The organism is Listeria costaricensis, assembly GCF_900183385.1.
GTDB classification, from domain to species: Bacteria; Bacillota; Bacilli; order Lactobacillales; family Listeriaceae; genus Listeria; species Listeria costaricensis.
The window spans coordinates 33,740-60,286 of sequence record NZ_FXUT01000014.1 but is presented as its reverse complement, the minus strand read 5'-3'; the positions used below and the strand labels follow the sequence as shown (position 1 = coordinate 60,286).

At 44.4% G+C, this 26,547-nt stretch carries 27 protein-coding genes and 1 pseudogene; 22 read left to right on the top strand and 6 right to left on the bottom strand.

The features are described from left to right. The first annotated feature begins 49 nt into the window (after positions 1–49). Together CS921_RS11815 and CS921_RS11810 are read left to right on the top strand one after the other, a co-directional pair. Positions 50–3,853, top strand: coding sequence for a LapB repeat-containing protein (locus tag CS921_RS11815; RefSeq protein ID WP_099224134.1), 3,804 nt, complete (start codon positions 50–52; stop codon positions 3,851–3,853). Between the two features lie 273 nt (positions 3,854–4,126). Then, on the top strand, positions 4,127–5,110 hold the full coding sequence (locus tag CS921_RS11810; RefSeq protein ID WP_099224133.1) for an internalin N-terminal domain-containing protein: 984 nt from the start codon (positions 4,127–4,129) through the stop codon (positions 5,108–5,110). A gap of 667 nt (positions 5,111–5,777) precedes the next feature. On the opposite strand, the gene CS921_RS15580 is transcribed toward CS921_RS11810, so the two are convergent. The 6 genes from CS921_RS15580 to CS921_RS11780 all read right to left on the bottom strand — a co-directional run bounded on the left by CS921_RS15580 (position 5,778) and on the right by CS921_RS11780 (position 11,940). Continuing rightward, entirely contained in the window at positions 5,778–6,008 is a 231-nt protein-coding gene (locus CS921_RS15580) for a hypothetical protein (RefSeq protein WP_162921758.1), read from the bottom strand. Further along, positions 6,005–7,369 carry an APC family permease gene (locus CS921_RS11800; RefSeq protein WP_099224132.1) on the bottom strand — a complete coding sequence of 455 codons (1,365 nt, stop codon included), beginning with the start codon at positions 7,367–7,369 and terminating at the stop codon, positions 6,005–6,007. Before CS921_RS11800 ends, CS921_RS15580 begins: the two co-directional genes overlap by 4 nt. A gap of 108 nt (positions 7,370–7,477) precedes the next feature. After that, positions 7,478–8,593, bottom strand: coding sequence for an alanine dehydrogenase (gene ald / locus CS921_RS11795; protein WP_099224131.1), 1,116 nt, complete (start codon positions 8,591–8,593; stop codon positions 7,478–7,480). Between the two features lie 386 nt (positions 8,594–8,979). Next, positions 8,980–10,806, bottom strand: coding sequence for a LapB repeat-containing protein (locus CS921_RS11790; protein WP_099224130.1), 1,827 nt, complete (start codon positions 10,804–10,806; stop codon positions 8,980–8,982). A gap of 340 nt (positions 10,807–11,146) precedes the next feature. Further along, positions 11,147–11,599, bottom strand: coding sequence for an ImmA/IrrE family metallo-endopeptidase (locus tag CS921_RS11785; RefSeq protein ID WP_099224129.1), 453 nt, complete (start codon positions 11,597–11,599; stop codon positions 11,147–11,149). Between the two features lie 5 nt (positions 11,600–11,604). After that, positions 11,605–11,940 (bottom strand): helix-turn-helix transcriptional regulator, encoded by a 336-nt coding sequence (locus CS921_RS11780; protein WP_099224128.1) that lies wholly within the window; start codon positions 11,938–11,940, stop codon positions 11,605–11,607. A 232-nt stretch (positions 11,941–12,172) separates the two neighbouring features. On the opposite strand from CS921_RS11780, the gene CS921_RS11775 reads away from it, so the two are divergent. From CS921_RS11775 to CS921_RS11685, 20 genes and pseudogenes are all read left to right on the top strand, one after another. Beyond that, complete coding sequence (locus CS921_RS11775) at positions 12,173–12,604, top strand: hypothetical protein (RefSeq protein ID WP_099224127.1); 432 nt, start codon at positions 12,173–12,175, stop codon at positions 12,602–12,604. A 142-nt stretch (positions 12,605–12,746) separates the two neighbouring features. Further along, positions 12,747–13,109, top strand: coding sequence for an ArpU family phage packaging/lysis transcriptional regulator (locus CS921_RS11770; protein ID WP_099224126.1), 363 nt, complete (start codon positions 12,747–12,749; stop codon positions 13,107–13,109). Positions 13,110–13,323: 214 nt separating this feature from the next. After that, positions 13,324–13,725, top strand: a complete 402-nt coding sequence (locus CS921_RS11765; protein WP_099224125.1) for a DUF5072 family protein — start codon at positions 13,324–13,326, stop codon at positions 13,723–13,725. Between the two features lie 12 nt (positions 13,726–13,737). Further along, complete coding sequence (gene lmaA / locus CS921_RS11760; RefSeq protein ID WP_099224124.1) at positions 13,738–14,268, top strand: protein LmaA; 531 nt, start codon at positions 13,738–13,740, stop codon at positions 14,266–14,268. Between the two features lie 62 nt (positions 14,269–14,330). Next, positions 14,331–14,633 carry a segregation and condensation protein B gene (locus tag CS921_RS11755; RefSeq protein ID WP_099224123.1) on the top strand — a complete coding sequence of 101 codons (303 nt, stop codon included), beginning with the start codon at positions 14,331–14,333 and terminating at the stop codon, positions 14,631–14,633. A 110-nt stretch (positions 14,634–14,743) separates the two neighbouring features. Beyond that, on the top strand, positions 14,744–15,076 hold the full coding sequence (locus tag CS921_RS11750) for a phenylalanine racemase (RefSeq protein ID WP_240422357.1): 333 nt from the start codon (positions 14,744–14,746) through the stop codon (positions 15,074–15,076). Next, positions 15,066–16,919, top strand: a complete 1,854-nt coding sequence (locus CS921_RS11745; RefSeq protein ID WP_099224122.1) for a phage tail protein — start codon at positions 15,066–15,068, stop codon at positions 16,917–16,919. Before CS921_RS11750 ends, CS921_RS11745 begins: the two co-directional genes overlap by 11 nt. Then, entirely contained in the window at positions 16,919–17,737 is an 819-nt protein-coding gene (locus CS921_RS11740) for a phage tail family protein (RefSeq protein WP_099224120.1), read from the top strand. The genes CS921_RS11745 and CS921_RS11740 overlap by 1 nt, the downstream gene beginning before the upstream one ends. 12 nt (positions 17,738–17,749) lie before the next feature. Then, on the top strand, positions 17,750–18,892 hold the full coding sequence (locus tag CS921_RS11735; RefSeq protein WP_099224118.1) for a phage tail protein: 1,143 nt from the start codon (positions 17,750–17,752) through the stop codon (positions 18,890–18,892). Beyond that, entirely contained in the window at positions 18,889–19,188 is a 300-nt protein-coding gene (locus tag CS921_RS11730) for a CCA-adding enzyme (RefSeq protein WP_240422353.1), read from the top strand. Before CS921_RS11735 ends, CS921_RS11730 begins: the two co-directional genes overlap by 4 nt. A 15-nt stretch (positions 19,189–19,203) precedes the next feature. Beyond that, complete coding sequence (locus CS921_RS11725) at positions 19,204–19,788, top strand: alpha-amylase (RefSeq protein WP_099224116.1); 585 nt, start codon at positions 19,204–19,206, stop codon at positions 19,786–19,788. A gap of 11 nt (positions 19,789–19,799) precedes the next feature. Next, entirely contained in the window at positions 19,800–20,174 is a 375-nt protein-coding gene (locus tag CS921_RS15875; RefSeq protein WP_121497044.1) for a hypothetical protein, read from the top strand. Between the two features lie 3 nt (positions 20,175–20,177). Then, positions 20,178–20,268 (top strand): annotated as a pseudogene (locus CS921_RS15735) (hypothetical protein); the annotation flags it as partial. 898 nt (positions 20,269–21,166) lie between these two features. After that, a complete protein-coding gene (locus tag CS921_RS11710; protein WP_099224114.1) occupies positions 21,167–21,502 on the top strand; it encodes a hypothetical protein in 336 nt (111 codons plus the stop codon). 13 nt (positions 21,503–21,515) lie between these two features. Next, on the top strand, positions 21,516–21,641 hold the full coding sequence (locus tag CS921_RS15800) for a CD1375 family protein (protein ID WP_276108137.1): 126 nt from the start codon (positions 21,516–21,518) through the stop codon (positions 21,639–21,641). A gap of 88 nt (positions 21,642–21,729) precedes the next feature. Next, a complete protein-coding gene (locus CS921_RS11705; protein WP_099224112.1) occupies positions 21,730–22,077 on the top strand; it encodes a hypothetical protein in 348 nt (115 codons plus the stop codon). Then, positions 22,078–22,335 carry a phage holin gene (locus tag CS921_RS11700; RefSeq protein WP_099224110.1) on the top strand — a complete coding sequence of 86 codons (258 nt, stop codon included), beginning with the start codon at positions 22,078–22,080 and terminating at the stop codon, positions 22,333–22,335. It begins immediately after the preceding gene. After that, the gene (locus CS921_RS11695; RefSeq protein WP_099224108.1) at positions 22,335–23,426 is read left to right on the top strand and encodes an N-acetylmuramoyl-L-alanine amidase; all 1,092 of its coding nucleotides are present in this window, start codon (positions 22,335–22,337) and stop codon (positions 23,424–23,426) included. Before CS921_RS11700 ends, CS921_RS11695 begins: the two co-directional genes overlap by 1 nt. 120 nt (positions 23,427–23,546) lie before the next feature. Next, on the top strand, positions 23,547–25,199 hold the full coding sequence (locus CS921_RS11690; RefSeq protein ID WP_099224106.1) for a 6-pyruvoyl-tetrahydropterin synthase-related protein: 1,653 nt from the start codon (positions 23,547–23,549) through the stop codon (positions 25,197–25,199). A gap of 180 nt (positions 25,200–25,379) precedes the next feature. Then, positions 25,380–26,531 (top strand): FAD-dependent monooxygenase, encoded by a 1,152-nt coding sequence (locus CS921_RS11685; RefSeq protein WP_099224104.1) that lies wholly within the window; start codon positions 25,380–25,382, stop codon positions 26,529–26,531. Positions 26,532–26,547 lie beyond the last annotated feature (16 nt).

Genomic DNA, 26,547 nt, shown 5'->3' with positions numbered 1-26,547 from the left:
TTGATTATATGCTGAATAAGCATCGTATAAAAAATAAAGAGGTGTAGAAATGTTGTCTCCTAGAAAAATGAAAATACTAAAGTGTCTGCTTGTACTTACTCTATTGATCGCCTTAGTACCACTACATAGCTTGGCCACAGAGAATACAGATGATTCTATAGATGAACAGACTGCTTCGCAGGAGAAAACCTTACAACAAATTTTCCCAGACGAGACGCTTCGGGCGGCGGTACTAAAGGAATTACAAGCAACGGATGCCACGATTACTGCTGACATGCCTTTAACGGAAACGCAATTAGCCTCTGTCACGAGTTTAAATATTGATAATCAGACAATCTCTTCACTGGAAGGCATTGAACAGTTGCCACAATTGACTTCACTGAGTGCTAATAACTGCGGTCTACAAGATATTTCGGCCATTTGGTCCGCACCAGCGCTCAAAGAAGTATCCGTGCGGGATAATCATATTGTCAATTTAAACGGAGCTACTTCTGCCCAAATTGACCAATTGACGACTTTTGATGCTTCTGGACAAACGATTACGAAAAGCCAATCCGTCGCTGCCAGTCGAGCGGAATATAACAACACGCTTGAAACAGGCGTAAATGGCACATCCGTTTCCACTGAAAATATCAGCGGACAAGGTGCCCAAGCATCCAATCAGATCACTTGGCCACTTGCGGAACAACCTGATGCCCTTTCCTATGACTTTTACGATACGACCTATCACTCTTCCGCCAAACAATATAGCGGGACCGTCGCCATTCAGATGAGCTATACGGGGAAAGTATCTGCGGATGAAAGCGGCAATTTAAAGGCTGAAAGTATTACGGCGGACGCTGGGATGACCTATCCTGTTGGGGCGACACTTTCCAGTTCCCAGTTTCTTTCTGATGTCCATTGCTCGGAAGCTAGTAACCCCAATGTCATCACAAATGTGAGCAGTGTGGATACAAGCAAAACGGGCACAGCTGATGTGACGATTACAGAAAAAGATTCAAGCGGAAATGTCGTTGCACAAACAACGTCCAAAGTAACGATTGTAGAACCAGTGACATTAGAGGGGTTTGGTTACACTGATTTTTTCAAAGTTTACGATGATACCTATCATCAAAAAATCAAAGTAGAGACATTAAACTCAGGCTCTGTAATCCACGCCTATTTTCCTGATGGGTATTATACGTTCACATTATATGGGAGTGATGGCAGTACTGTAAAAAAACAAGTTGTTGTTAGTGGAACACACCATTCTAGCGAATATGCATCTGCTCTCAATGATTGGTCTTACGAATACGGAGATATTTATGTGATTGAAGGACCCGAAGCCAGTGTTCGTCTAGTAAACGAAAATAACGCTACGATGCAAAATAAGCCTCCCTATCCAACAGAAACCAACATGGCTGGGCCATCGCTGCTCTATAGCGGTGGGAAAGCTTTAAAAATGTCTTTCAACAAAGATGGCTTTATTTATATGGATAATGTGGCACCTGCTGTCACGACAGATGCTAGTATTGAGTTGCCTTATGGCGTGATGATGACAGACGAAGAATTCTGTGCAGCAGTTCATGCAAGTGGGACAGATAATATGTTTGATCCGGACACCATGTCGCAAGATGACTTTTTCACTTTTGAAAGTGATTTTGATCCAAGCATCGTCATGAATAAAAACGGCAAACAGACGGTCAAAGTGAAAGCCATTGATCCTTCTGGCAATGTCTCCAGCACTGTCAATGTCAACGTCACAGTGAAAGAACAAACGGTCACTGCGGATGAGGGGATGACTTATCGAACAGGAAGCCCCATCTCGAGCGAGTCGTATTTAAACGCTATACACGCATCCGAGATTTCAGGATTGACAGCTACCGCCAATCTTTCTAGCGTGAATGTCAATCAAGTCGGCACCTACACAGTACCCATTCAGTATAAAAACAGCAACAATCAAGTCGTCTATGAAATAACGCGCAAACTCTCCATCGTGGAACCAATTCATCTTGATGGTGTCACAATAACGGGTGCTCCTGAGTTAACTCGTTACTATGCATATGCGGATACTTATCATCAAAAGATTAAAATCGAGGAGGGGCCCGCTGACTATGCTAACTTTAATTCCAGCTATGGAAACGCCGATTATGTCCGACTTTCCCTTTGTGATAAAGACGGTAAGGTGAAAAATTCCGTCACAATGAAAGCCAACGTGCAGCCTTCTGATTATTACGATAGTATCAAAGATTGGAGTTATGAAATCGGTGATTATTATCTCATCGATTATGCGGAGGCTTGGCGGATAACCAATGAAGAAAATGCGACCATTGCCAATAAGCCACCTGCCCCTACTTCTACGAATATGGTCGGGCCATCCACCTATTTTAAGAACACAGTGAATGATGGTGCCCTGAAATTAGAAATGGTCGATACCGGCTTCAAATATGTCGACAATGTGCCACCTGCTGCTACACTAGATTCTTCTGCTACATTGGAATACAAGCAAACCTTATCAGAAGCAGATTACTATGACTTGATCCATCTCAGCTGTACAGACAACATGTTTGATGCCAGTACCATGTCTGCCGATGATTATTTCACGATTACGAGCGACTATGATCCTTCCGTGACGAGTAATCGTTCCGGCACCTATCCGATTACCATTCATGTAAAGGATAAAGCCGGGAACACCATGATGAACTGGTCACCGGATACAGAAAAAACCGTGACGAATAAGATCACTATGAAGACGACTTTACCAACGGCTGATGCGGTGACACCAAACAAAGTCTATCCGCTCGGGACAGATATCTCCGCGCTGGATGCCAGCCAGTTCGTTAAAAATCTCAATTCGACGGTTTCCTTTGTCGATGATGTCCATGTGGTTGGATGGGACGCCGCCAACACGCCTTCCAGCAAGACTGTCGGCACACAATCCGGCAATGTCATCATTGAAGACGATCGCGGCGTTCAGGCAAGCATTCCTGTGAGTGTCACGATCGAATACGGAGACAGCTTGTATGTTGGTGCTGAGCAAAATCGCGGCGGTGTGGTTTTGACCCTGACCAATGATAATGGCACGCCTGAACTAGCCATTACGGCTGGTGATAATGATGGAAGCAATGCTTTTGTTTCCTCGAACAGTTCCACCCAGTTCTTGTCCACCACTTTCTATCATACGAATGATGCCGGCTCGATCGGCAGTGCCTCCCAATATGGTTCAGTGGCGGTCAACAACGGAAACAAATTAGCTGATTATACAGCTGCCTACAAGTCCGCCGGAATCGCGGATAAACTCCAATATGGTGATATCATTGCGGTCGATTACAGCTATCAGGATCACGTCACACGTTATGATGATTCAAAAGCAAACACTGATGCCACATCTGGCGGAACGCTTTATTACAAAGTAACGAAAGACGGCTTCCAGCTTGTCAGTGATCCATTTGGTTCTGTCCAATTTGACCAAACCAATGGCCCTGATCCGATCACCTTCAATACGACAAAGGTGAATAGTGGCTTAAAAACAGTTAATCGTGAAACCGATACGTATGATTTCTCCATCATTGACACACGTTACCAAAAGGGCTGGAAAGTGTATGTGGGCATTGATGCGCCCCTTACCTCTCCTTCTGGGGACAAACTCGATGGCGCGATTATCTGGAAATCAGCGGATGGAACCGAAACACCGCTAATTCCTGGCAGCTCGATAGAAGTCGGGAAACTGGCTTCGACAACCAGCGACGACAAAGAAACCACCACCCTTTCATTTGGTAAAAATGAAGGTCCGCTGCTTCAATACAATACAAATGCAGTCAAGGCCAATACCTATCAAACCAACTTTAACTGGTCGATTGTAGATGCGCCTTAAATAATGAACAAATATCAGAGAGACTATTAAAAAAACCAAAAAGCATGTAGGAATTCCCTCTATTGAGCCGGAAAGCCATTACTTGCTTTTTGGTTTTTTAGCTTTCATCCGTAGCTGATTCTTAATAGCGTTAAAAATCACCAGTGTGGCAGGGGATGCATTTTTTAAAATGAAAGAAATTTTTCGGAGCTTCAATGTTCAAAATTGAGGCTTTTTCAGCTGGCAGGCGTTTCTTTTAGTAACCTAAATAAAAAAGGAAGGAGTTTTTAAAAGATGAAAAAGTATAAAATTATTTTGGGGGCATTAGGGATTGCGCTAGTGCTTACTACCCCGCAAATCGTCTCTGCCTCGGAAAAAACTGCGGAAGATTATTCGAGCACCGCCTCTGCCGTACAGGTGAATGAGACCGTACCGTTGCCAGCGCCAATTATTGAGGCTTTTCCTGATGAAGAGATTGCCGATTGGGTGCGAAATGCCACGCATAAAGATACAGTAAATGATATCATTACACAAGCAGATTTGGATGCGGTAACGGAATTAGGAATGCAAGGGGAAGCGTTGACAGGTGAACAACTTGCTTTATTTAATAATGAAGTATTTCCAAACGTCACGTTTTTCTCAGTAGAATCAGGAAATGTGGGCGCAATGCCGGACTTATCAAGTGCCTTCCCTGCATTGGAACAAATGGAAATGCCTATCTGTCAGATCACATCATTCCCAGATGCCAATTATCCGAACTTGGTCGAACTAGATTTACATCAAAATGATTTCAGCAGTGGCTATCCGACATTGAATGGAATGGAGCAATTACAGGGAGTCAGCCTGGCAAATTGCAATATCACCGATTTGCCATTAGATGCCTGGCCTAATTTGGTGCATATTGGCGAAATGGATTTGACGGGGAACCACATTATCAGTGTTCCGACACAGTTTACTTATAGTGAAGATTCGGGTTATCCGGTAGTCGCATTAGATGAAACCTATACGTATGCACCAATCACAATTCAACAAGGAGACTCAGTGTCTATTTACAACCCAATCGGTGCACAATACGAGGCGGTAGAGGGTGGTATAATGTCCAATGTGAATATTGACGGAGCTGTGCACGGTTGGGCTCCAGTGGATCCCAGTACTTACTATGTCGCTCTGCCAACAGAAGAGCTGACGCCCGGGACGCATGAACTGATCTACCAAGTAATGGATCGCTACAGTCATTATGTTTCAGGAAACTATACAATTGAAATTACAGTTGAATAAAGCCTAGAAAAGGTCCAATGGCACTTTCTATCCCTAAGAGCTTATCCAATCGAGATGAGACCGGGTGATTAGATAGCCGCAACGGGCCAATTCATCTCATTTAAAAAACGTCTTTTCCAAAGTAGGAAAAGGCGTTTTTGACTGCAGTTGAACCATTATGGAGATTAAAAAAGACAACAAAAAAACCGATGTGGAAAAAGGGAGTAAACCACATCGGCCAAAAAGGGAGTTTGGGATTTTCATTTAATAGGGGAAAAATGAAAATGTTTGCTTGTTGTTAGCTTATGACTATATATTAACCAGATTAGACGAGATTTCAGAGTGTTTTTCATGAAAGTTCTATGAGATTCTATAAAAGTTTTTCTCACCCAGCTGTTTTCAGGCAATAAAAAAACCAATGTGGAAAAAGGGAGTAAACCGCATTGGTCAAAAAAGGGAGTTTGGAAATCAATCATTAAAAAAGGGAGTAAAAAATGATTGGTTTCATTTGATATATTCATCTTAACCTTTCAAGTTAAGAATCTACTATTAATTAGTTAAGAAGTTCATGAGAATTTGTCAGGGAGTGTTCAAATTTTATAGGTTTTCAATGGATGCAACTGATGAGGGTAGCAGCCGACCAATTGGCACAACAGAACAAACCACCCGTTCTCACGAGTGGCTTTTGTTAGCGATCCACATGTAAAATTATCCAAGTTGGTGCCGGAAAAGTTTCCAGCTTTCCGTTTTCCAGAATGATCGTGAAGCTGAGCAGTTCTGCCTCCAGCCATTTGGGGGATTGCGGCAAACGCTGAATGGAGGAGGTACCCCGCGCCGTATTCAGCATGACCGTCCACACATTTGAAAATATCCTCGTACCGCCCGTATTGATATTTTGAATCGTTATTGAGTGGATCAATTTTCGATATGTTTTTTTGAATAGGTGAAATAGAAGAGCGTGCCAAGCAAAAGCCATATCAGAAAGACGACCCAGCTCATGGCATCCAGATTGGCGACGAGGAAAAGGCAGATGGCGATCCCAAGAATGGGCACTAGCGGCGTGAAGGGCACTTTGAAATCCCTTTTAACATCAGGGTGCGTCTGCCGAAAACGGATTACAATAAAGCAAATCACTGCAAAGGCAATCAGCGAGCCGATATTGGCCAAGTTTGCCAGCGACTTGACATCCATCAGCCCGGAGAAAACCGCCGTTAAAATGCCAACCGTCCAGATCGCGCGGTTCGGACTTTGATATTTTTTATTCATGGTCGAAAAGGTTTTCGGTAAGAAGCCGCCGCGCCCCATGGACATGATGATGTTGGATGACCCAAGAATGAAGGCGAGGATTACTGCCAGAATGCCAATGACCGAGCCGGCTGCAATAATCGCCGCGACCACATCCTGACCAGCAACTTTCATCACAAAAGTCATGGCCTCTGGTACGTCCAAAAAGGTGTATTTCATCATGCCGGTCATAATCAGGCAGACAGCTACATAGAGCGTTGTTGCCACAAGCACCGACAGAATGATCGCTTTCGGCAAGGTTTTCTGCACGTCCTTGACCTCCTCCGCCGTGGTAGCGAGTGCGTCGAAGCCTAGGAAAGAAAAGAAGGCCGTCGCCGCCCCGGCAAAGATTCCCTGTACGCCAAATGGTGCAAACGGCGTCCAGTTGCCCGGCTCCACATAGAAAACACCGACGACAATAAACAAAGTGATAATGACCAATTTGATCAGAACCATCATATTATTGACCATTTTGCTCTCCTTGCTGCCACGTGTCAGCAGAAATGAGATGACCAGTACGATTATAACGGATGGCAAGTTGATTAAGCCGCCTTGAATGGGCGTATGAAGCAGCTCTTCGGGAAGCGTAATATGAAAATCGAGCAGTAAAGCATTAAAATAACCCGTCCAACCATTGGCAACAGTCGCAGCGGTCAAAATGTAGACACCAATCATCGTCCAGCCGAGCAAGTGAGCCGGAAATTGGCCCAGTACGACCCAGGCATAGCCATAAATGCTGCCCGAACAAGGAATGGAAGAAGAGACTTCTGCGTAACAAAGCCCAATGATCGTCGCGGCAATGGCCGAAATAATGAAAGATACAACAACAGCAGGCCCTGCATCCGTTGCGGCGATGATGCCTGTTAATACCAAAATGCCTGTACCAATAATAGCACCCACTCCGAGTAAAACCAGATCGAGCAATCCGTAAGTTTTTTCTCTCGCGATACTATTTTCTAATAAGAGATTCAAATCTTTCTTTTGGAAAAGCGGCATAGTGAGATCTCCTTTGATTATTTTTGGCAGTCAATTCAATAATAGACGAAGAACACCGAATTCTCCGTCTATTGTAAATTAAAAATCAGATAATAAAGAACATGAATTTTAATTTATCAGTGATTTGAAATCTTTATGAGGCATTCCAAAAGCATCGGCAACAGGCTCACATGTCACAAAGCCGGCATAGGTATTCATCCCTTTCAGCAGCAGTTCATTCGCCAGACAGGCATCACGGTAGCCTTTATCTGCCAGCATAACCGCATAAGGAAGTGTGCAGTTTGTCAGCGCCAAAGTGGAAGTATTCGGAACGGCACCCGGCATATTGGCGACGGCATAGTGGATCACGCCATGTTTTTCATAAGTCGGATTGTCATGCGTGGTAATTCGGTCCGTCGTTTCAAAAATCCCGCCCTGGTCGATGGCAATGTCCACAAGCACGCTGCCCGGCTTCATTTTCTTGACCATTGCTTCAGATACCAGTTTTGGCGCCTTAGCACCTGGAATGAGGACGGCACCGATCACCAAGTCAGCCTCGGTCACTGCTTTTTCGATATTGTAAGCATTGGACATTAACGTATTGATTTCATTGCCAAAAATATTCTCGATTTCTTGCAGACGAAGCGGATTAATGTCTAAAATATTGACCTTTGCGCCTAATCCGATAGCAATTCGAGCCGCATTGATACCAGCCACACCGCCGCCAACAACCGTCACGATACCACGTTCCACGCCGGGTACACCTGATAAAAGAATCCCTTTTTTGCCGCTGACTTTTTCAAGGAAATGAGCCCCAACCTGACTAGCCATTCGTCCCGCAATTTGACTCATTGGTGTCAATAGAGGAAGCGAGCGGTCGGGCAGTTGGATCGTTTCATAGGCAATCGCTGTGACTTCTTTTTCAACAAGGGCTTCCGTCAACTCTTTTTCAGCAGCAAGATGCAGGTATGTAAAGAGGATCAGACCTTTACGGAAATAGGGATATTCTTCTTTGAGCGGTTCCTTGACTTTGATGACCATGTCAGCCTGCCAAACATCAGCAGCGGAATCAATTATTTTCGCTCCAAACGAAAGGTACTCTTCATCATGAAATCCGGAGCCAGCCCCAGCATTTTTTTCTACGAGTACTTCATGGCCGTGCGCCACCAGTTCCTTTGCTCCATAAGGCGTTAACCCTACACGATTCTCATTGTTTTTGATTTCTTTCACGACACCAATTCTCATTTTCTTTCCTCCTAAAAGTGATTTTTTAACAACTTCATGATAGCGCTTTCTTAAAAAGATAGCAATAAATATTTATAATTTTTAAAAATAAACACAATAATTATTGAAAAAAACTACATTTTAAAGGAGGCGGAAGAAAAGGAAGGCCACCAGTAGGAGTTGGGGGGCTGGCGGCCAAAAGGGAAATGCTTGAAGAGATATGGAAACCCCTTCGTTGTTAGTCTACAATCTTTCTGTTAATAAAGCTATAAAATCTAAAAAAGAAACACTAAAAATGAATCGTTTGATAAGTTTTGATCACCTATTAGTGTTTTTTTATACAAAAATTAAAACGTGAAAAATCCAGCAAAATAACCTGTAACAGTCATTTTGCTGGATGGAAAGGATTATTTACGTTTTCTTAGAAGGACAATAGCAGCGAGGCTTAACATTGCGCCTGTTACAGCGATTGGCCAATTAGCTGAGTCGCCTGTCTTAGGTAAGGCTTCTTGCTTGTTGGAAGTCGCCTTCTCTGTTTCTGTGGCTTTTGTCGTTTGGGAGGAAGAGGGACTTTTTTCCTTCACAGTTACGGATTGTTGTTCATTTTTAGGTGAAGTAGTTACTTGCGGTGTGTCCCGATCGTCTTGTGCTGGCGTCACAATATCTGTGTTTTTATCGTTATCTGAATCATCTGTGTCTGTTCCTGGATCAGGCGTTGGGGACGCATCTGTCACGGTTACGACTACTTCGACTGGATCGGCTTTTTGACCACGATCGTTTTCGGCAGTCCATGTGACCGTGTAATCACCTGGTGTCGATAAATCAACAACATCGTCAAAATCACTTACCAAATGGGCATTTTCAGTAACGGAAGCATGATCATCTTCCATGAATTCATCGGCTGATTTGGTTGTATCTTTTTCATAAGTGATGGCTGGATCAGCAGTAATCACTGGTTTTGCATGAACGATCACTTTTACTGTCACGGGATCTGCTTTTAATCCGGCTGTATTTTCAGCAGTCAATGTGACGGTATATTCACCCGGTGTGTTAAAATCAACCACTTGGTCAAAATCGCTTTGAACGGGCGTGCCGTCATCTGTTTCAGCATGAACGTCCTGTAAGAACTGCTCCTCAGTCACTGGTTCATATTGATTGTAGTCGACACTTTCGTCGGCAGTCAGATCTAAGACATGGCGAATATCGAAATACTGATCATAAGTTCCGCTCGAAATCACATAACTCGTCATGTTTGAAGGAACAGGATAACTTCCAGTAGCAAAATCATAGCGAGCATTATATTCGAGTTCAGTCAGGCCATCAAATTCTTCCTTCGTCACATTGCTGATTGTAATCCCATCATTTGTGATCGTCAGACGAGAACTGGCCACTTGCTGATCATTAAAGCCGACGTATGTGTTGCTGGATGATGTTGATTTTGTAAATGGTGCAACTGTTCCATCAAAGCTTGTAAGGCGATGAGGCATCATTGAGAAGGGCAGATATAGAGTTTGAGCCGCTTCGTCATAGTCTAGTTGGCTGGATTTTAGTGAGACATGCGGGTAATAGCGTCCGGTATTCTGTCCATAAGCAGCCAGCGTTTGCAGCGAGCCGTTTTTGAAACTTTCAAAATCATTTAGCGGTCTGAAATCATCAATTCCGTCAAATTGAACGAATAACGTTTTTAAAGTCGGAAGTGACGCTAATGCAGAAATATCAGTGATTCCCATTGAATTTTGCGCATATACTTCATGTAAATTAGGCAACTGATTGAACGTATTGAAAATATCATCGGTTACATTGGGACTATTGATACTGATAGATTCCAAGCTTGTCAACCCATTCAAATCAGGAAAAAAGCTATCCGTAATGTTGTTGCCTGATACCGTCAAGCTGATGAGCGAGGTCAAATTTTGGATGGGTGCTAGCGTTGTAATGTTTGTGTTACTAATGGTTAAATAAGTTAGATTGACTGCTGTTTCAAGTCCGGTCAAGTCTGTATAAGTACTGCCTGATAAATCGACCGAGGTAATTGTTGCCATTTGATCCGTTGTAATCGGAGCGTCGCTTGGCTGTTTAAGAAGAGAATTCAAATATGATCTTAAGGCTGGGTCAGGAATATTTACCTCAGTTGCTGTAGAGGCTGTTTCATCTGCATGCACAGCGGTTGTCCATAGGCCGGTAGATGTAAATAAAAAAATAGCAATTAAAAATAAAGTGAAAAGTTTTCTCATTGTTAGCTCCTTGTTAAAATAATTTCTTAAATCAGGATAATCCTTATATATATTACTTTCAATGAGAATTAGATTAGAAAAACATGTTTTTTAAACAGAGTATAAAGAAAAATCAGATATATATAAAACGGTTTGGCTTTGTGCAATGGTTTATAGGATAATTGGTTACATTATATAAAATGCAGATAAAATTGAAAACGTAACAAAATAGACACATTTAATAAATTTTAGGTTTTTTAAGTGTTGTAGTATCATCTGAAAACTAAACGAGTTATTTATTAAGTTAGATTTATCTCATCAAAAAAACTGCAAAATGAGTCTGATTTGTCATTTTGCAGCATCAATATTTCTTATATACATCGATTGTATTGCCAAAATTAATGATATAACGGCCATGGTGATACATTGGGCCGAACTTTTCTTTATAGTGGGAGACCGTCTTCCGTAAAAATTCTTCTGTCACACCGAGATATTCGGCTACTTCAAAATATTCCCGCATATTGGCATAGAAGCAAGTAATGATATCCTCTATGGAGACCAATTCCTCGTAGCCACGCTTTCGGGCGAAATTTTCTTGTTTGATATTGGCCATGTTGTCGAGTGAAAAGATATTCCCAACTGAATATTTCCAGTGCATTAATTCTTCAATCAGGATGCCGCTTTTTTCAGCAGCACTTCTTTGCTGATCGATAAAAATCATCCCGTCGAGAAAAAGACCCGGGAGTTTGGCCGGCATTTTTTCTTCTTTAATCGGCACTTTATCTCCGTATTCATTCATCAAATCGTCATACACATCTGTCACTCCTTGCGTTGGAGTTTTTTAAAATCAATATAGTTCAGGATTTCGCGCATTTCCTCATCCGTCACATCATCGTCTAAATGTGCTGCAATTGTCATGAGGCGCTCGTTCTTGGAATCGTCTGTACTTCTTGGTGGAAAAAAAGCGTCAATCTGTTTGTTGAAAATCTGGGCCAGCTGGTAAAGCACATCTTGGTTGGCTTTTCTTTCGCCTGTCTCATAACGGCTGATGGTCTGTCTGGTTGTTCTAAGACGCGCCGCAAGTGTCTCCTGACTGATTCCCACTTCTTCCCGGTATTCACGTATTTTATTCCCTACAAATTTGTTTAATTCCATAATTCCGTTCTCCTTCTTTATGGTTAGTGACAGTATAGCACGAATGTTACCTTTTTGGAACTAAATGATCCTGCTTGCATCATTTTGTTTACATGTAACCATAATGGTGCTATAATTCATTTACAAACAATAAATATTGTTTATTTGGCGCTTTTTCTGGTGTGTACTTCGGAACAGTGCATTTTTTTAGCATTATACGCACCGAATTGGTGACAAAAGGAGGCAGGGAAGATTGCTGACACGTGAACAATTACGAGAAAATCAATTCAAGCTTTTGCATGCAATGGAAGAGACAGACAATACGATGGAGAAGCGGCGGATGATGAAGCAGCTAGAATTTTATGAAGCGCTGGGCGATCAACTGAAAGGCTTGCCGCTGACACCAGAGCAAAAACTGCTGCTTTTTACAAAAGAGAAATATTGGCTGATGCGGGAAAAAGCTTGTGATCGAGAAATCTATGAATATTTGCATGTTTCAAGGCGTACTTTTTATTTATGGAAAAAGAAAAACGGACTTGTTGGAGAATCGCCTGACAAAGCGGTGATGGCTGAGTCGCTGAGCCATTATTTGGAAGTTGATTTGCAGACGATCCGTGAGCTGCCGCTGCGGGAGATTGAAAATCGTTATGCGGCTTATATAATCAATGAAACACATAATGGGTGAAAGGGGTGACGGCATGAGGGCGTTAGAAATGATATCGGCGGTACTTTTCAGTGCATTAGTTATCAGCTTTATGGCACTTTTGGTTGTGTTAGTTTGGAAAGGAGTTGCCTTTGTTTGCGGCTTCTAAGGAGGTAAAAGAAGAATGGAACAGCTACTGCCAAACGTGGCGGATATTCAGTATATGCCAACAGTCAGGGCTTTCAAGCGACTTATCGAAAGCTATCAGTTGCAGCGGAAATATGAAAAATTCGACAAATGGCCGGCCGTTTTGAGTGACTATCAACTTGCAGATGACGGCTGCGACCCATTTGGCTTAGGCAGAACTATCAACCAGTTGGATCCTTTGTTTCGCGAAATCATCATCAAAAGTTTTTTCTATAAGAAACAAGATATTGCTGTTATGTATGATTTGCCATACGAAATTGCGCAATTTAAACGTTTGAAGAAAAAGGCGGTCATCGAAGTGGCAGCCCTGTTGGAGATTGTTGTTTTGAAGCAAGCATGATACTTTTATGATCTTTTTGCTTTTATATAGTAAGTTAATATATAAATATAAGTTAATTGTCCAATGCCTGATGACAAAAAAAGCTGGCTGGGAGCGCGTTCCAAATTTTCACAAGTTGAATATCGCATCTTTTGCCCTTCAGATAAAGGATTACGAATGGCTGAAAAACAGAAGCTGCGGGTATTTGAATTTATGCATTAAAGGATGTGACATAGTGTTAGAGCGACTTAGTTTTACTTACATTGTTCAAGAAACAGTCGTACGCATCGAAGAACAAACGGACTATCCGTGTCTCGACTTCTTGCCGCTTCGTGGAGAAGGTGCTTATTTTGCCTTAGAAACCGACGAGCAGGAAGATGTAGACAGCAAGACAGCATGGAAAACGGCTTATCGCTATTTTATCCACGCTTATGCACCAACAAAAGCCGTACTCTACGCAATGATAGAGCAGGCAGAAGTCAGTCTTCGGACAAAAATTGCCCTGCCACCCGGCTACGACATCGAGCGGCAAGCAGGAGCGGGCAAGCAAAAAATGGAAATGCTGGCGGAAGATCAGTTTCATGCCAAAATCGGCTTTGAAACAGTCATTTTGCACGGCGATAAAATGAACTTTTAGGAGGAATTATTGATGGCATTTGAAAATAATTTGTATTGTGACTACACACCCGGCGCGGCAAAAGCGGTTGCGGGGAAAGATGTTCTATTAGCAGTCTTTAATGCGGCGGGTGACAAGCTACTGGCTGTGGCGGGACAGCAAGGACTAACGGTCAATCGTTCCAAAGATAGCATCGAGATCACTTCCAAGGACACAGTTGGCGGTTGGAAATCCAAAATCGGCGGCATGAAAGAATGGTCAATCGAAAATGATGGCTTATATGTTTTTGATGCTGAGTCTCATCAGGAATTGGCGAAATATTTCGAAAGTGATGCGCCGGTCTGCGTGAAAGTGATCAATCAGGTCTCCAAAAAAGGCTTGTTTGGCGGCTTGGCGATTGTAGCGGACTACAGTTTTGAAGCGCCGTTTGACGAGGCGATGACCTATTCGATCAAGCTGGACGGCATGGGAGCACTTGTCGATCTGACTATTACAGAAGGTGGCGACCAAATGCCGGGCGAGGCTGAACCGACACCAACGCCAGCACCAACACCAGAAGCATAATTGATCGTGATTAAATCTTGAAGCCGCCTTTGCTGCGGCTTTCTAAATCGGAGGAATGTTAGATGTTTGAATTGAATGATACGACGTACACTTTGCGTTTTAATAAACAAAAAATCAAAACGGTGGAGCTGACGACTGGTGCCAGTGTGGTTTCTGCCATGACTGCCAATAAAGGCATTTTGAGCTATCAGATGGTGGAGTCTTTATTCGTCGCAGGACTGGTTGAAGAAAAAGGCTTGGTGGCAGTCAAACAAAAAGAAGCGTTGGCTATTTTTGACAAACTGGTCGAGGATTTGGGCCTTATTTCAATCAATGTGGCTGTAATTGAGAAAATGCAGGAAGATATGGGTTTTTTGTTCCGTTAAAACTGATCGAATTTGACTATTTGGGCAGTGACGAAGCAGAAGAACCGGCGCCGGAAGCAGCAAAATTCAGTGATGTGCAGCAAATGGCCTTTTTCGTTGTCAATTTTCATATGTCTAAACAGGAATTCGACGGTTTAACAGAACTAGAGAAGCATTTCATTCTAAAGGAATGGGAAAATAAAATCATTTTTGAGTCGACGATGATACGCAATGCGGTCTTAAATGCGGAGCTCAATGTCAACCGCAAGAAAAATTCCCGTTTTATCGAGCTGCATAAGAAACGGCAGCAGAAGGCGGATGCGAATTACAACCAAGATGCTCGTCAGGCGATCGAGGAAAACGAAGCCAGAGAAGGCAAGCGGTGGATCGAGCGCATTTACCAGGCAAACGGTCTTCGCCGACCGAAAACGAAAGAGGAAAGGAGGGAAATAGATGGCAGATAGTCAAAAAATGAGTGTTCAGGTGGATACGTCGCTTGCTCAGCAATTAGTTGAGAAACTGGATATGATGCTTTCGGGAGTCAAAACCCGCGTAGGTGAGGCACAGGGGAAATTTTCCGAATTAAATGGCTCGCTTAGTTCGCTGGGCGGCGCAGTGGGCGGTGTATCAGGCCCGTTAGCGGATATCGGTTCAAATGTAGGCGTAATGGGAGAAAGTTTCCAGTCACTAAAAGACAATTCTTTGATGGCGTTCGCTGGAATTCAATCTGGGACGGGCGGATTAGGACAAGCCTTGAGCGGCGTTGCGGGCATGTTTTCTTCACTTTCTGGAATAGCCGGAAGCTTTGGCGGTACAATTACGGCTGTTGGCTCTTTGATGACAGGCATGAAGGCGATTGGACCGGCACTGATGGGCGTTGGGACTGCGGCAAAAGGATTGATTCCGTCTTTTTCAGGAATCGGACGTGTTTTTAGTGCGATCAATATCCCAATGATGCTGATTATTGCTGGGATTGCAGCACTAGTTGCGGCTTTTGTTTATTTAATGTCGACAAACGAGTCGTTTCGTAATTCTGTCATGTCAGTTGTGACGCAGGTTGGTCAATTATTTGCGCAGCTTTTTCAAGCGCTCATGCCGATCATTATGCAGATTGTGCAGCTGTTCAGTCAAATAGCAGCGGCCATTATGCCAATTGTCATGCAGTTTATCGCGTTTTTCGGTCAGTTGATGGCCGCCGTCATGCCGTTCGTGCAAATGCTGATTGCGGCGCTGATGCCGGTGATCATGCAGATCGTTCAAGTGGTGTCGAATCTGGTGACGGCACTTCTTCCGCCGATCATGACCATTATTCAAGGGATTATGAGCGTCATTCAAATGCTCCTGCCGATCATCATGAAAATTGTGACGGTGGTTATCCAAGTGGTGACAACGATTATCACGGCGATTTCACAAGTGATTCCAATTATTATGACGGTTATCAATGTGATTGTGTCGGTGATTATGACGATCATCAATTATGTGGTCATTATTGCGCAGACGATTGCCTCGGTGATTGGGTCGATCATTGGTTTCATCGCGCAGGTGATCAGTACGGTGATGTCGATTCTGCAACCGATCATTGCAACGATTGGCGGAATCTTCCAGCAAGTCGGAGCGGTTATCGGGATGGTTTTTCAGGCAGTGGCAAATGTGGTCGGCACGATTTGGAATGGGATTCTCAGCGTGATTACAGGGATTGTAAATGCAATCAAAGGAATTATTACGGGGATTTCCAACACGGTATCGAGTGTTTTTAATGGTGTCAAGGGGATCATTGTGGGCGTTTTTGATGCGATCAAGGGGGCTTGGAATGGTTTGACGGATTTTGTCAGCAATATTTTTGACGGAATCAAAGGTGCTGTCGAATCGCTCGTTGGGACGATTAAGGGCTTTATTAACGGCGTGATTGGCGGGATTAATTCGGCGATCGGGCTGATTAATAAGATTCCGGGAGTGGAAATCAAGAAAATTCCGCAGCTTCAATCCGGGACGTATAATTTCCAAGGCGGTATGGCCAGAATGAATGAAGGCGGCCGCGGCGAGATGGTCATTCTTCCTTCTGGTTCACAGGTGATTCCGCATGATGCGACGATGAAATATGCGAAAGAAAGTGCCAAGCAGAGCGGTCGCGCGGTCATCTATGGTCAAACGACAGATCTTTCTCGCGTGGAAACGCTGCTTGAACGGCTGCTGCGGAAAGATACGGTCATCACAATGGACGACAAAGTGATTTCCGACGTTGTGAGCCGCAATCAGGCAACAGACTTTGATCAATACAATTATTCCTTGGGAGGTGCCGTTTACTGATGCATGATTTATTTATCGAAATGAACGGGAAGTCAATTTCTCTTAGCGAGCACTTTCCGGGAGTTTTTATACAGGAAGTGATTCGGAAAAGTCCGCAAATAGAGATCGACAGTGAAAAAATTACAGGAACAGATGGCGTGATTCCCCACACGGTCAGTTTTCAGCCGTTTACAATCCAAGTAACTGCTTATTTACAGGCGCTCGACATTTCTGATTATCATTTAGTTGCGCGAGAGCTTTATCAGTTCTTGTTTCAACGAGAAAGTTACTATATTTGGAGCGAAACGATGCCGGGGATCCGCTATCATGTTTTCCCCAAGCCGTTTGATTTTGACCGGCAGTCAGAACGGGTGGCACTGTTCACTTTGGAATTCGACTGCTTTAAAGGATACGGAGAGTCGCGCGGGACAACGCTTGATCCGCTGACTTTTGAAACGGAGCTATGGCAGATTGGCAATGGACTTGTGAATCCGGAAGATCTGCGCTATACATTTTCAGACGCGCTGTTTCGGGTGTATAACGCCTCGAGTGACCGGATTGATCCGCTAATGCGCCATGAACTGACGATTGCCATTTCTGGAAAAGGTTGTCCGACGCTCACCAATAAAACGAATGGCAGCAGCTTTGCGCTAAATCGCGACTTGCGGCACAGTGATCGACTGGTGATTGACGGCATTTATCCGTATTTAAATGATGATCGTTGCGGCAAAGACAGTAATCATGGTGTCATCCAACTTGAAAAAGGCTGGAATCAGTTTGAACTCACGGGGCTTGAAGAACAGCGCATTGCGTTCGCATTCCCGTTCATTTACAGGTAAGGAGGGAGAAGGATGGATTATTTGATTGTAAGAAGCATTGATGGCGCGTTTGAAGAAATTTTGACAAGCGTTAACTATGATTCTTTCAGCTACAGCTACGAGCGAAATACAAGTCGGACGATCAGTTTTTCGATTCGGCGCACGGAGCAAAATGCGTTCTCCTTTGAACTTCTGGAAAATGAGGCGACTGTGATTTATCAGGGGCAGCAGTTCGTTGTGAAGAAGTGTACGCCTAAAGTGGTTGGAGCGGTCTTTTCCAAGGAGATCACCGCGCATCATATTTCCTATACGATCCAGGATCACATGCAGTATGCCGTTCAAGATGGCGAGAAAACCTATTCGCTTCAAAGTGTGTTGGAATTCGCGCTAAATGGCAATGAACTCGGTTTTTCTTTTCAGGTAATTGGCAGTTTTGGAATGGCCAAGCTGGAGAATCTTGGGGACAAAAACGGGCTGGAGTTGATCAATCTCTGTGTGGACAGTTTTGGCGCGATTTTCTTTGCGGATAATAAGAAATTGCTGTTTTATGATGAGGCCAACTGGTACCGGCGAACGGAAAAGCAGCTGCGCTATCTGTACAATACGGAGGATGTCACGGTCGATGTGAATACCGACACGCTGAAAACCTACATCAAATGTTACGGAAAGCAGAAGGACGAGCCGGATAAATACAGCGGAGACAATAAATATACAGCGGTTGTGACCTACATGTCGCCAAATGCCGAAAAATACGGCAAGCGGATGGCGGCGGCCAAGTCGAATGATAAAATCACGACCACAAAGGAGCTGCTCGAATTTGCCAAAGGTGAGCTGATGGATGTGCCGGACACGTCACTTACGCTGACTTATCGTGGAGACGAGCCGGTCAGTGAGCGGGACATCTGGTATTTCATTCACGAGCCGATGGGATTTGAGACGGAGGTTCATGTGACGCGAATCAAGAGTCCGCACCCGTGGAGCCTCAAGCCGCAGGAAATTGGTTTCAGCAATACGCGGCGGGACATGGTGCGCTTGCAGTCGCAAATGGCCAAACGTGTGACGACGGCTGTTTCAGAAGCGGCCAAAAGTACGGAACGGATTCGGTCGATCTCCCGGACGGCTGCTGAGGCGTATGATTCCCGCATTCTAACGGAAGTGGTAGGTGAGGTTCATTGACGGAAATCCGGATTTTAAAAGACGCGGAACAAGTGGTGTTCTATCCTAAGACACATCTGGCGGCAGTGGAAGGCTTGCAGGTGGCATCGAGTCAGGCTGACGGGCTGTTGCAAGCGGCTGACAAAGTGAAACTAGACGGCATTCAGGCCGGGGCAGAGCGCAATAATGTGACTGCGGAAGAAAAGAACCGCTGGGACGCGAAGCAGGAGGCAATTCTGGTTTCGCCGAACGGGCAGCGCTTCAAATTGCAGGTCACTGATGATGGCAAACTTGAAGCGGTTCCGGCAGCGGAATGAGGAGGTGCAAACGAAATGAAATTGGATTTATGGCTATGGGACATGCTTCTTCAGGGGCGGGAATTCCGCAATAAGACCAACGAAAACTGGCAGAAAATCAGCGACTGGTCGGGCGAAATCGAGACGGGCCTGCGGACGATCTACCACTATGTCGACCAGCAGGACGCGAAGCTTGCGGCTGATCTGGCGGATACGCGGGACGAATTGAACGGCCGGGTCGACAATCTGATCGCTGGAGTGGAGCAGCCATCGGAAACGGTTGATGCCCGGGCGGACCGTCACGGTAAAATTTACCCAACCCTGCGGACACGGCTGAATGCAGAACAGGAAGCCGCTGAAAAGCACAGCACGATTCACACCGACCTGAGCGAGATCATGACAATGGCGTCGCAGGATTTAGGCGTGTGGACTTATAAAGAGATCATCGACCGGCAGACGGTATGCCTTTTAAATGTATCGAGCTCCGATAAAACGGCACCCATTCAGCTGACCCAGCTAAGCGAAGTTGCATATACCGGCGAAATCACAAGCCTTGTGCTGGCCAAACTCGGACCGAATGAGCGCTATCGTTACGAAGAGACAGGCAGAACGGCGAGTTAGGAGGAAGACAAATGACGAAAATTAAAAAAATGTTGGAAACAAAAACAGACGGCACGGTAGAACAGTTTTATCCAGAAGTGCATGCGGAAGGCGTCGTTGGGCTAGGCTCATATGTAAGTGGGCAGATCCCAGTCGGCGTGACAAGTGTGAACCATAAGACAGGCGCAGTAGAGCTTGAGGCCTCAGACGTTGGGGCGGCGGCAGCAACGCATAGCCATTCAGCCGCCACAACAAAAGTCGCTGGATTCATGACGGCGGCTGACAAGGCGAAATTAGATGGGCTTGGTAGCACGACTGGCATTACCGAAGAACGGGCGGAAGAACTAATTCACACAGCTCTTTCTGCAAATGCCCAAATCAAGCTGGAAACAGTCAAGGAGGTTTAAGGAATGACAAAAATTGTAAGAATGTCTGAAAAAAACACGGACGGTACATTGACACCATTTTATCCAGAAACACATGTGGAAGGATTAGTCGGTGCGGATAGTTGGCAAAAACAAGCAATCACCGTGCCAACAGGGGGGCCTGCAATTAATTTATCTGGCGGCGGGAAAAATTTGCTGGACGAAATTGGAAAAGCTACGCAAGGCCTGTATACTTTCTATTGCCCATCGAATACAGCCGGAGCGCCAACGACGAGAGCGACAAGAGGGCTAATCAATAAGACGAGTAAAGATATTGGCTGGGTTTATTCCATAAACGACAAAAATGAGATCTATACGAACTACATGACAAGTGCCAACAACTTTACGGGCTGGGAAAGCATTACAAACACAAGTCAGCTTACAACGTTAACCTCGTTGGATTTGACTGGTATGCGGCCGCTTGCCTCTGGCTATGATTTGGTAAACTTAGACAAGCACGTGACGAGGTCAGAATCTGTTTATGTTACTTCCGCCGCGAACGCTCCTGCGGGCGGCGCAGGTTGGTTGGATGTGGAATATCGAGCTGGCGGTTATGCAAAAGCAACATGGCGCCCTTGGAGTGGGACAAGCATGTGGGTATCTAATCGAGATGGATCGAAAAATACGTGGTCAGCTTGGGTAGATGACTCAACCGTGAATAAAAATGTAGTCGCTTGGGCAGGTGGCTACCACATGGATGCTGGCAAGGTAGTTACTCCTTCTGTCCCGCTATCTGACTGTAAAGCCTGGATCATTTACTGGTCTAAATATAGCGGCGGTGAAGCAAAAGATTACTATTTTTATACACAAGTTGTTACATCTGGTCAGAATGGTGGGCATTCGATCATTATGAAAATGGATGGTGTGGATATTTACAAATATGTATACATTAGTAATACGACGATTACTGGGGCGGATGTTAACAATGAAAGTCCGAATAATAGTGCGGTAATGCGAAAGGTGGAAGCAGTATTATGAAGAATTATTTTGTTACGGTTAACGATGAAGGATTTATTGATGGCTGGAGTGAAAGTGAGCAACCAAATACACAGAAAGTTGAAGCTGATGAATCGCTTAGCAACCTATTTTTCTGTGTGAAGGTAGAAGATGGTAAGGCAGTTCTTGATATGTCTAAAAAGACAGCATTAGAAAAAGTACAGAATAGACAAGATGCACAGCCGAGCATGGGGGAACAAATGCAAGATATGCAGGAGGCTATCGTTCAACTTTCTGAGGAAAAAGCAGCACTTGAACAGCAGCTTCTCGACACGCAAATGGCCATGGTAGCTATGTACGAATCAAATCTATAGGAGAGTGACAATAATGGAAAAAATTTATGTAAATTTGATCATTGCGAAAAAGAAAGCTTTTAAAGATGTGCCTGTAGGAGAACAAGAAAGAGTAAAACAGCTTTTAGTTGAAAAAGGTCTGGGATATCTGGCTGAGTAGAAGAAAGACTCGATTTAAGGCGAATTAGTTATGACTGAGCGTAGCGTGTATTTTAGTAATATTCGTTACGCTTGTTGGTGGTTAGTAGGTGATTAAGTTGAAAGTTGCAGGTTTGACGGTTGGTGAATTAATTTCGCTGATTTCGTTTGTTGGTGTGGTGATTGGCTTTGTTATTCGTTTTGCCTTAATTGCACCACTTAAGAATATGATTCAATCGTTGGATCAGACCCTGCAGCAATTGCGGGAGGATATGCAGGAGAGTAAGAATGATTTGCGTGAAAGTAAAGAAGATCGAGCGGATATTCGCGTATATATACAAAAAGTTGAAGCAGATCTCGATAAGCGGATTTCAATTATTGAGACAGAGAGAAATGAACTTTCAACTGCGCAAATCGCTCAGCAAATCGTTGAGGAGATTAAGCGGGGAGGTGGTTAAATGAAAATTAATTGGAAGGTGCGCTTTAAAAATAAGGTATGGATAGTTGCAATGATAGCCACTCTTTTTTTCATCATTCAAAGTAGCTTAATTGTGTTTGGTATTAACTGGGATTATAGTAACCTGCTTGAACAAATGATCACGATTATTACGGGGATATTTGCTTTAATAGGTTTAATTATTGATCCAACTACTGCAAATACTTCAGATAGTCGGCAAGCGCTTGATTATGAAAAACCAAAAGGAGATGAAAAATAATGGTGAATATCAAACAAGACTTTTTAACCCTCAACAACTGGTCGCGTCCTGGGACGAAACTGATTAAAGTCAAGGGAATCGTGATCCACTGGTATGGAAATCCGGGGACGACAGCGCAGGCGAATCGCAACTACTGGGAATCTTTGAAGGATGGGCGCGGGACTTATGCTTCGGCTCATTTTTGTATCAGTCCGGACGGCTCGGTCGTGCAGGCGCTGCCAGAGCAAGAGATGGCTTATCAGGTGGGATCGGCGAAAGGCTATACACAAAATGCATTAAATAAGCTGTCCAGTTATCCGAATAATTGCGTGATTGGGATTGAAAATGCGCACCCTGATTGGAATGGTAAATTCTATGAGGCGGATTATGCGGCCTGTGTGGAGCTTGCGGCCCATCTATTGAAAAAGTATGGTCTGACGCACAATGACCTGTGGCGGCATTCGGATATTGTGGGTGCTGCCTACAAAGATTGTCCGCGGTACTACACGAAAAATCAGTCTGAGTGGGATAAATTGAAAGAAGATGTGCGACAAAAGATGACGGGCACCTCGACTGGGTCTCCTAACGGCTCCTATACGATTCCGCCTTTTTCAGAGGCAATCGGCACACTGAAAACAAAGATGGAAATGAATATTCGCAGTGGTCCCGGGACGACTTATGCGATCACACGAGTGGCAGCCAAGGGATCCGGGCACTCAGTCTATGAAAGTCGTGATGGCTGGTACCGGGTATCAAGTGGTGAATGGATTAGTGGGAAATCGCAGTATGTTCAATTTTCGAGGAAATCAAGTGAGCCTGTGAAGCCAGCTGTAAATACGGATCATCATCAATATGTCTACTTCCCAGCTGATCAGGGGACTTGGCGTGTGTATCCACTATCGGCTCCAACTCTGCAAGCGCAGTACAGCATCGGATCGATCAATCCGCCCCAATTTGGCGGGCTGACATATGCTGTGAAAAAAGATCGCGGCGATTGGGACTATGAGATTGAGACGGGGGCATTTGGGCGAGTGCGGGTTTACTGCCATCCAGATACGGGCGCGAAAGTCAGTTGGAGTGGCCCGGGTAATTGGCCGAATGTGCAACCGTGAAAGTATTTTCTATCAAATGAAAAACGAAAAGTGATAGTTTGATAAAGTTGGAATTGATATAATATTCTGCGGGGCATGGGGAACTTTTGCGAAATTTTATCAGAGAAAGAGGTATTTTTATTGCCTACTGTAAAAAAATTTTCCAAATATGTTCCGTTGTTTATGATTATTGTTGCTTCATTACTTATGATTTGGCCATTTTGGTGTACGGGAGAGGTCTATGGGGATGATAGATACTTTCATTTGGCTCGTTGTGAGTACTGGTATCAACTGATGCATCATCTTGAACCGTATAGTTATGGTGATTTTTACACATTTCGGCGCGCTGGCTATCCGCTAGATGCGTTTTATCCAATGTTCACATTTTTTCCAGCAGCCATCATCCGGCTTGTGGTGGTTTCGCCAATAACTGCCTATTACGTGTTCCTACTCCTGCTTAATGTGGTGACAGGATTTATCTGCTACTACATTGGGCTTAAAATGTGGAAAAGTCGTTGGGGCAGTTTGGCGTTTGCGCTGATTTACATGCTCAGCTATTACCGCATTATGTGTGTGTTTCAAAGAGCGGCCGTTGGTGAAATACTGGCTATGGCTTTTATGCCGCTTTGCGTGTATGGCTTTTATAAAATCATTGATAAGAAGCAGCCGTCGTTTATTATCTTGGGAGTGGCAATGACGCTGATTGCTTATAGTCATGTGATTTCAATTATGCTGGCAGTGCTGTTACTGCTGCTGCTTTTTTTATTTTACTTAAAAGATTTTGTCACTTCATGGAAAACGTGCCGTCGTTTACTTTATTCTGTATTGCTTTTCTGTGTGCTGACACTGATTTACTTAGGTCCGGCACTTGAGCAAATGGGCGGAAGAATGTTACATCCGGCGTATCAGCCAAATTTAGAAGATACCAAAATATCTTTGGGTAAAATGATTGCCGCCTCTTTTACAAATGATGCCGGTTGGGAATATTTATATATACTCGGTGTCGTCATGCTACTCGTGCTCATAGTGGGTGCATGTTGTTTCTTGAAGCTGTCACGATTTGGCAAAGCTTTACTGTGCTCAAGTGTGATTCTGCTGCTTTTTATGACGTGTATGGATTTTTCGTTGTTGCAAGATACTTTTTTTGCGCAGATCCAGTTTGTGTGGCGAATGATAGGAATTATTTCGGTTAGTTTGGCGTTTGTGGCAGGGGAGCTGCTCTCAAAAATATCTGTTCATGGATATGGAAAAGGTTTGATCAGTCTTATTTCAGTGAGTGTAATCATACTTTCTTTTTGGCAAGTAAAAACGATTTTAGCTACAGCTCAAATTGATTATCCGGAACAAGGTAAACAAAGTATTTCAGATGAAAATTATGATGCGTTGCTGGAATCAATGTATATTTATGATTATTTGACCGATAATATGAATGCTCAGAGGGATAGCATCAATGAGAAAGAAATATTTTTCACAGATGGATCTATAAAGGCTGGGTATATGGGCAACCACTTTGTTATGGATGTAGATGCGACGCGTTCGTCTACCATCAATACGTTCATTCCGTTTTATAAAGGGATCACTGTATCTGTCAATCAACACAATACGAATGTTTTATTAAGCGATCGGGATACGGTTGCTGTACAGGTGCCAAGTGGGAAAAGCCGGGTGGTTATCGGCTATCGGACAACCCTCTGCCAACAAATCAGCTGGTGCATATCAATTGCTGCATGGTTAGTGCTGGTGGGGATTCTTATTTGGCGAAGAAAAAGACAAGCATGTAACGGCTCCGAGTAGGGGTCGTTTTTTTTATGCCACACGTTTTGTGTGGAACTGAAAAATTCACAAACACTTGTGAAAAAATATAATTCACAATCATCAAAAAGTTATCCACATGATATCCACAATGTGGAAAAGATTAAAAGCCAAGCTCAGCGGGAATAAAGCTAAAGATGAAATGAACGGGAGGCTGGGAAAATGGGAGAGCGCTTTTTGATAAATGGTGCAGGAATCGCGGGGGTGGCAATGGCGCTTTTTCTGCAGCAAAATAAAGAGGTGGAGGTCTGTTTGCTAGAGGCGGATGAGCAGATAAGGACGCCTGAAACCGGAATTACCATAGCGCCGAATGGGATGCGTATTTTAGAACGGCTTGGTCTGCGCGAGCAAATTGAAGCGGCCGCAAAATTTAGTCGGGACGGGCTGGTTATTGCGGATCGGAAGGGTAAGCCGCTTACGAAATTTCATGAGGCCGCGGGGGATAATCGGATTTGGGCGCTTCCAAAAGCGGATTTAAAAAATATCATGCTCGGAGCGCTGGAGCCGGGGGTGCTTCGGCTGGGACAGCGGGGGATGGATTTAATCCAATCGCAGGAGGGGGTGCAGCTTGAACTTGCAGAGGGTGGTTATTTGCGCGGGGGCTACTTGATTGCGGCGGATGGGATGCGTTCGGTCATTCGGCGGCAAATGTTTGAGCAGAATCGGCTTCGTTATGCAGGCGGTATTTGTTTTCGCGGTATTATCCCGAAACAGCCGGTACATGTTGTGCCTGATAGGTTTGTGGAATACTGGGGGAGATCTGGCAGGATAGGGATTGTGCCGCTTTCGGGTCAGCGGACATATTGGTTTGCTGTGCTCAGGGCGCGGAAAAATAGTGCGATTTTGGAGGATTATCAGGCGGCGGATTTGCTGGCTCATTTTATGGAGATGCCGCCGGATGTGACGGAAGTGCTTCATTTGACTAAAAATCAGCCCATTCTTCGCGAAAAATTGTACGAGCTCGAGACGCTTGATACATATGCGAACGGCCGTGTTGCTCTGATTGGCGACGCGGCACACGCCATGACGCCGAATACCGGCCAGGGGGGCAATCAGGCGCTGGAAGATGCGTTCGTGCTGGCACAGCTGCTTCATACCAGCCAAGTCGAAAAGGCGTTTGAAATGCTCAGCTTTGTTCGGCGGGAGCGCGTCGCCAAGGTTGCCAAACTGTCGCGCTTTGTCGGCCGCGTTGGGCAGATTAGAAACCCGCTCCTGATCGGTTTGCGAAACAGCTTGATGCGCAGCGTTCCGGCGGATTTTCAACATCGCAAGCTGGCGGAAATCTATGAGCTTGAAACCGATCGACCGAGTTGAAATTTGTTATACTGTC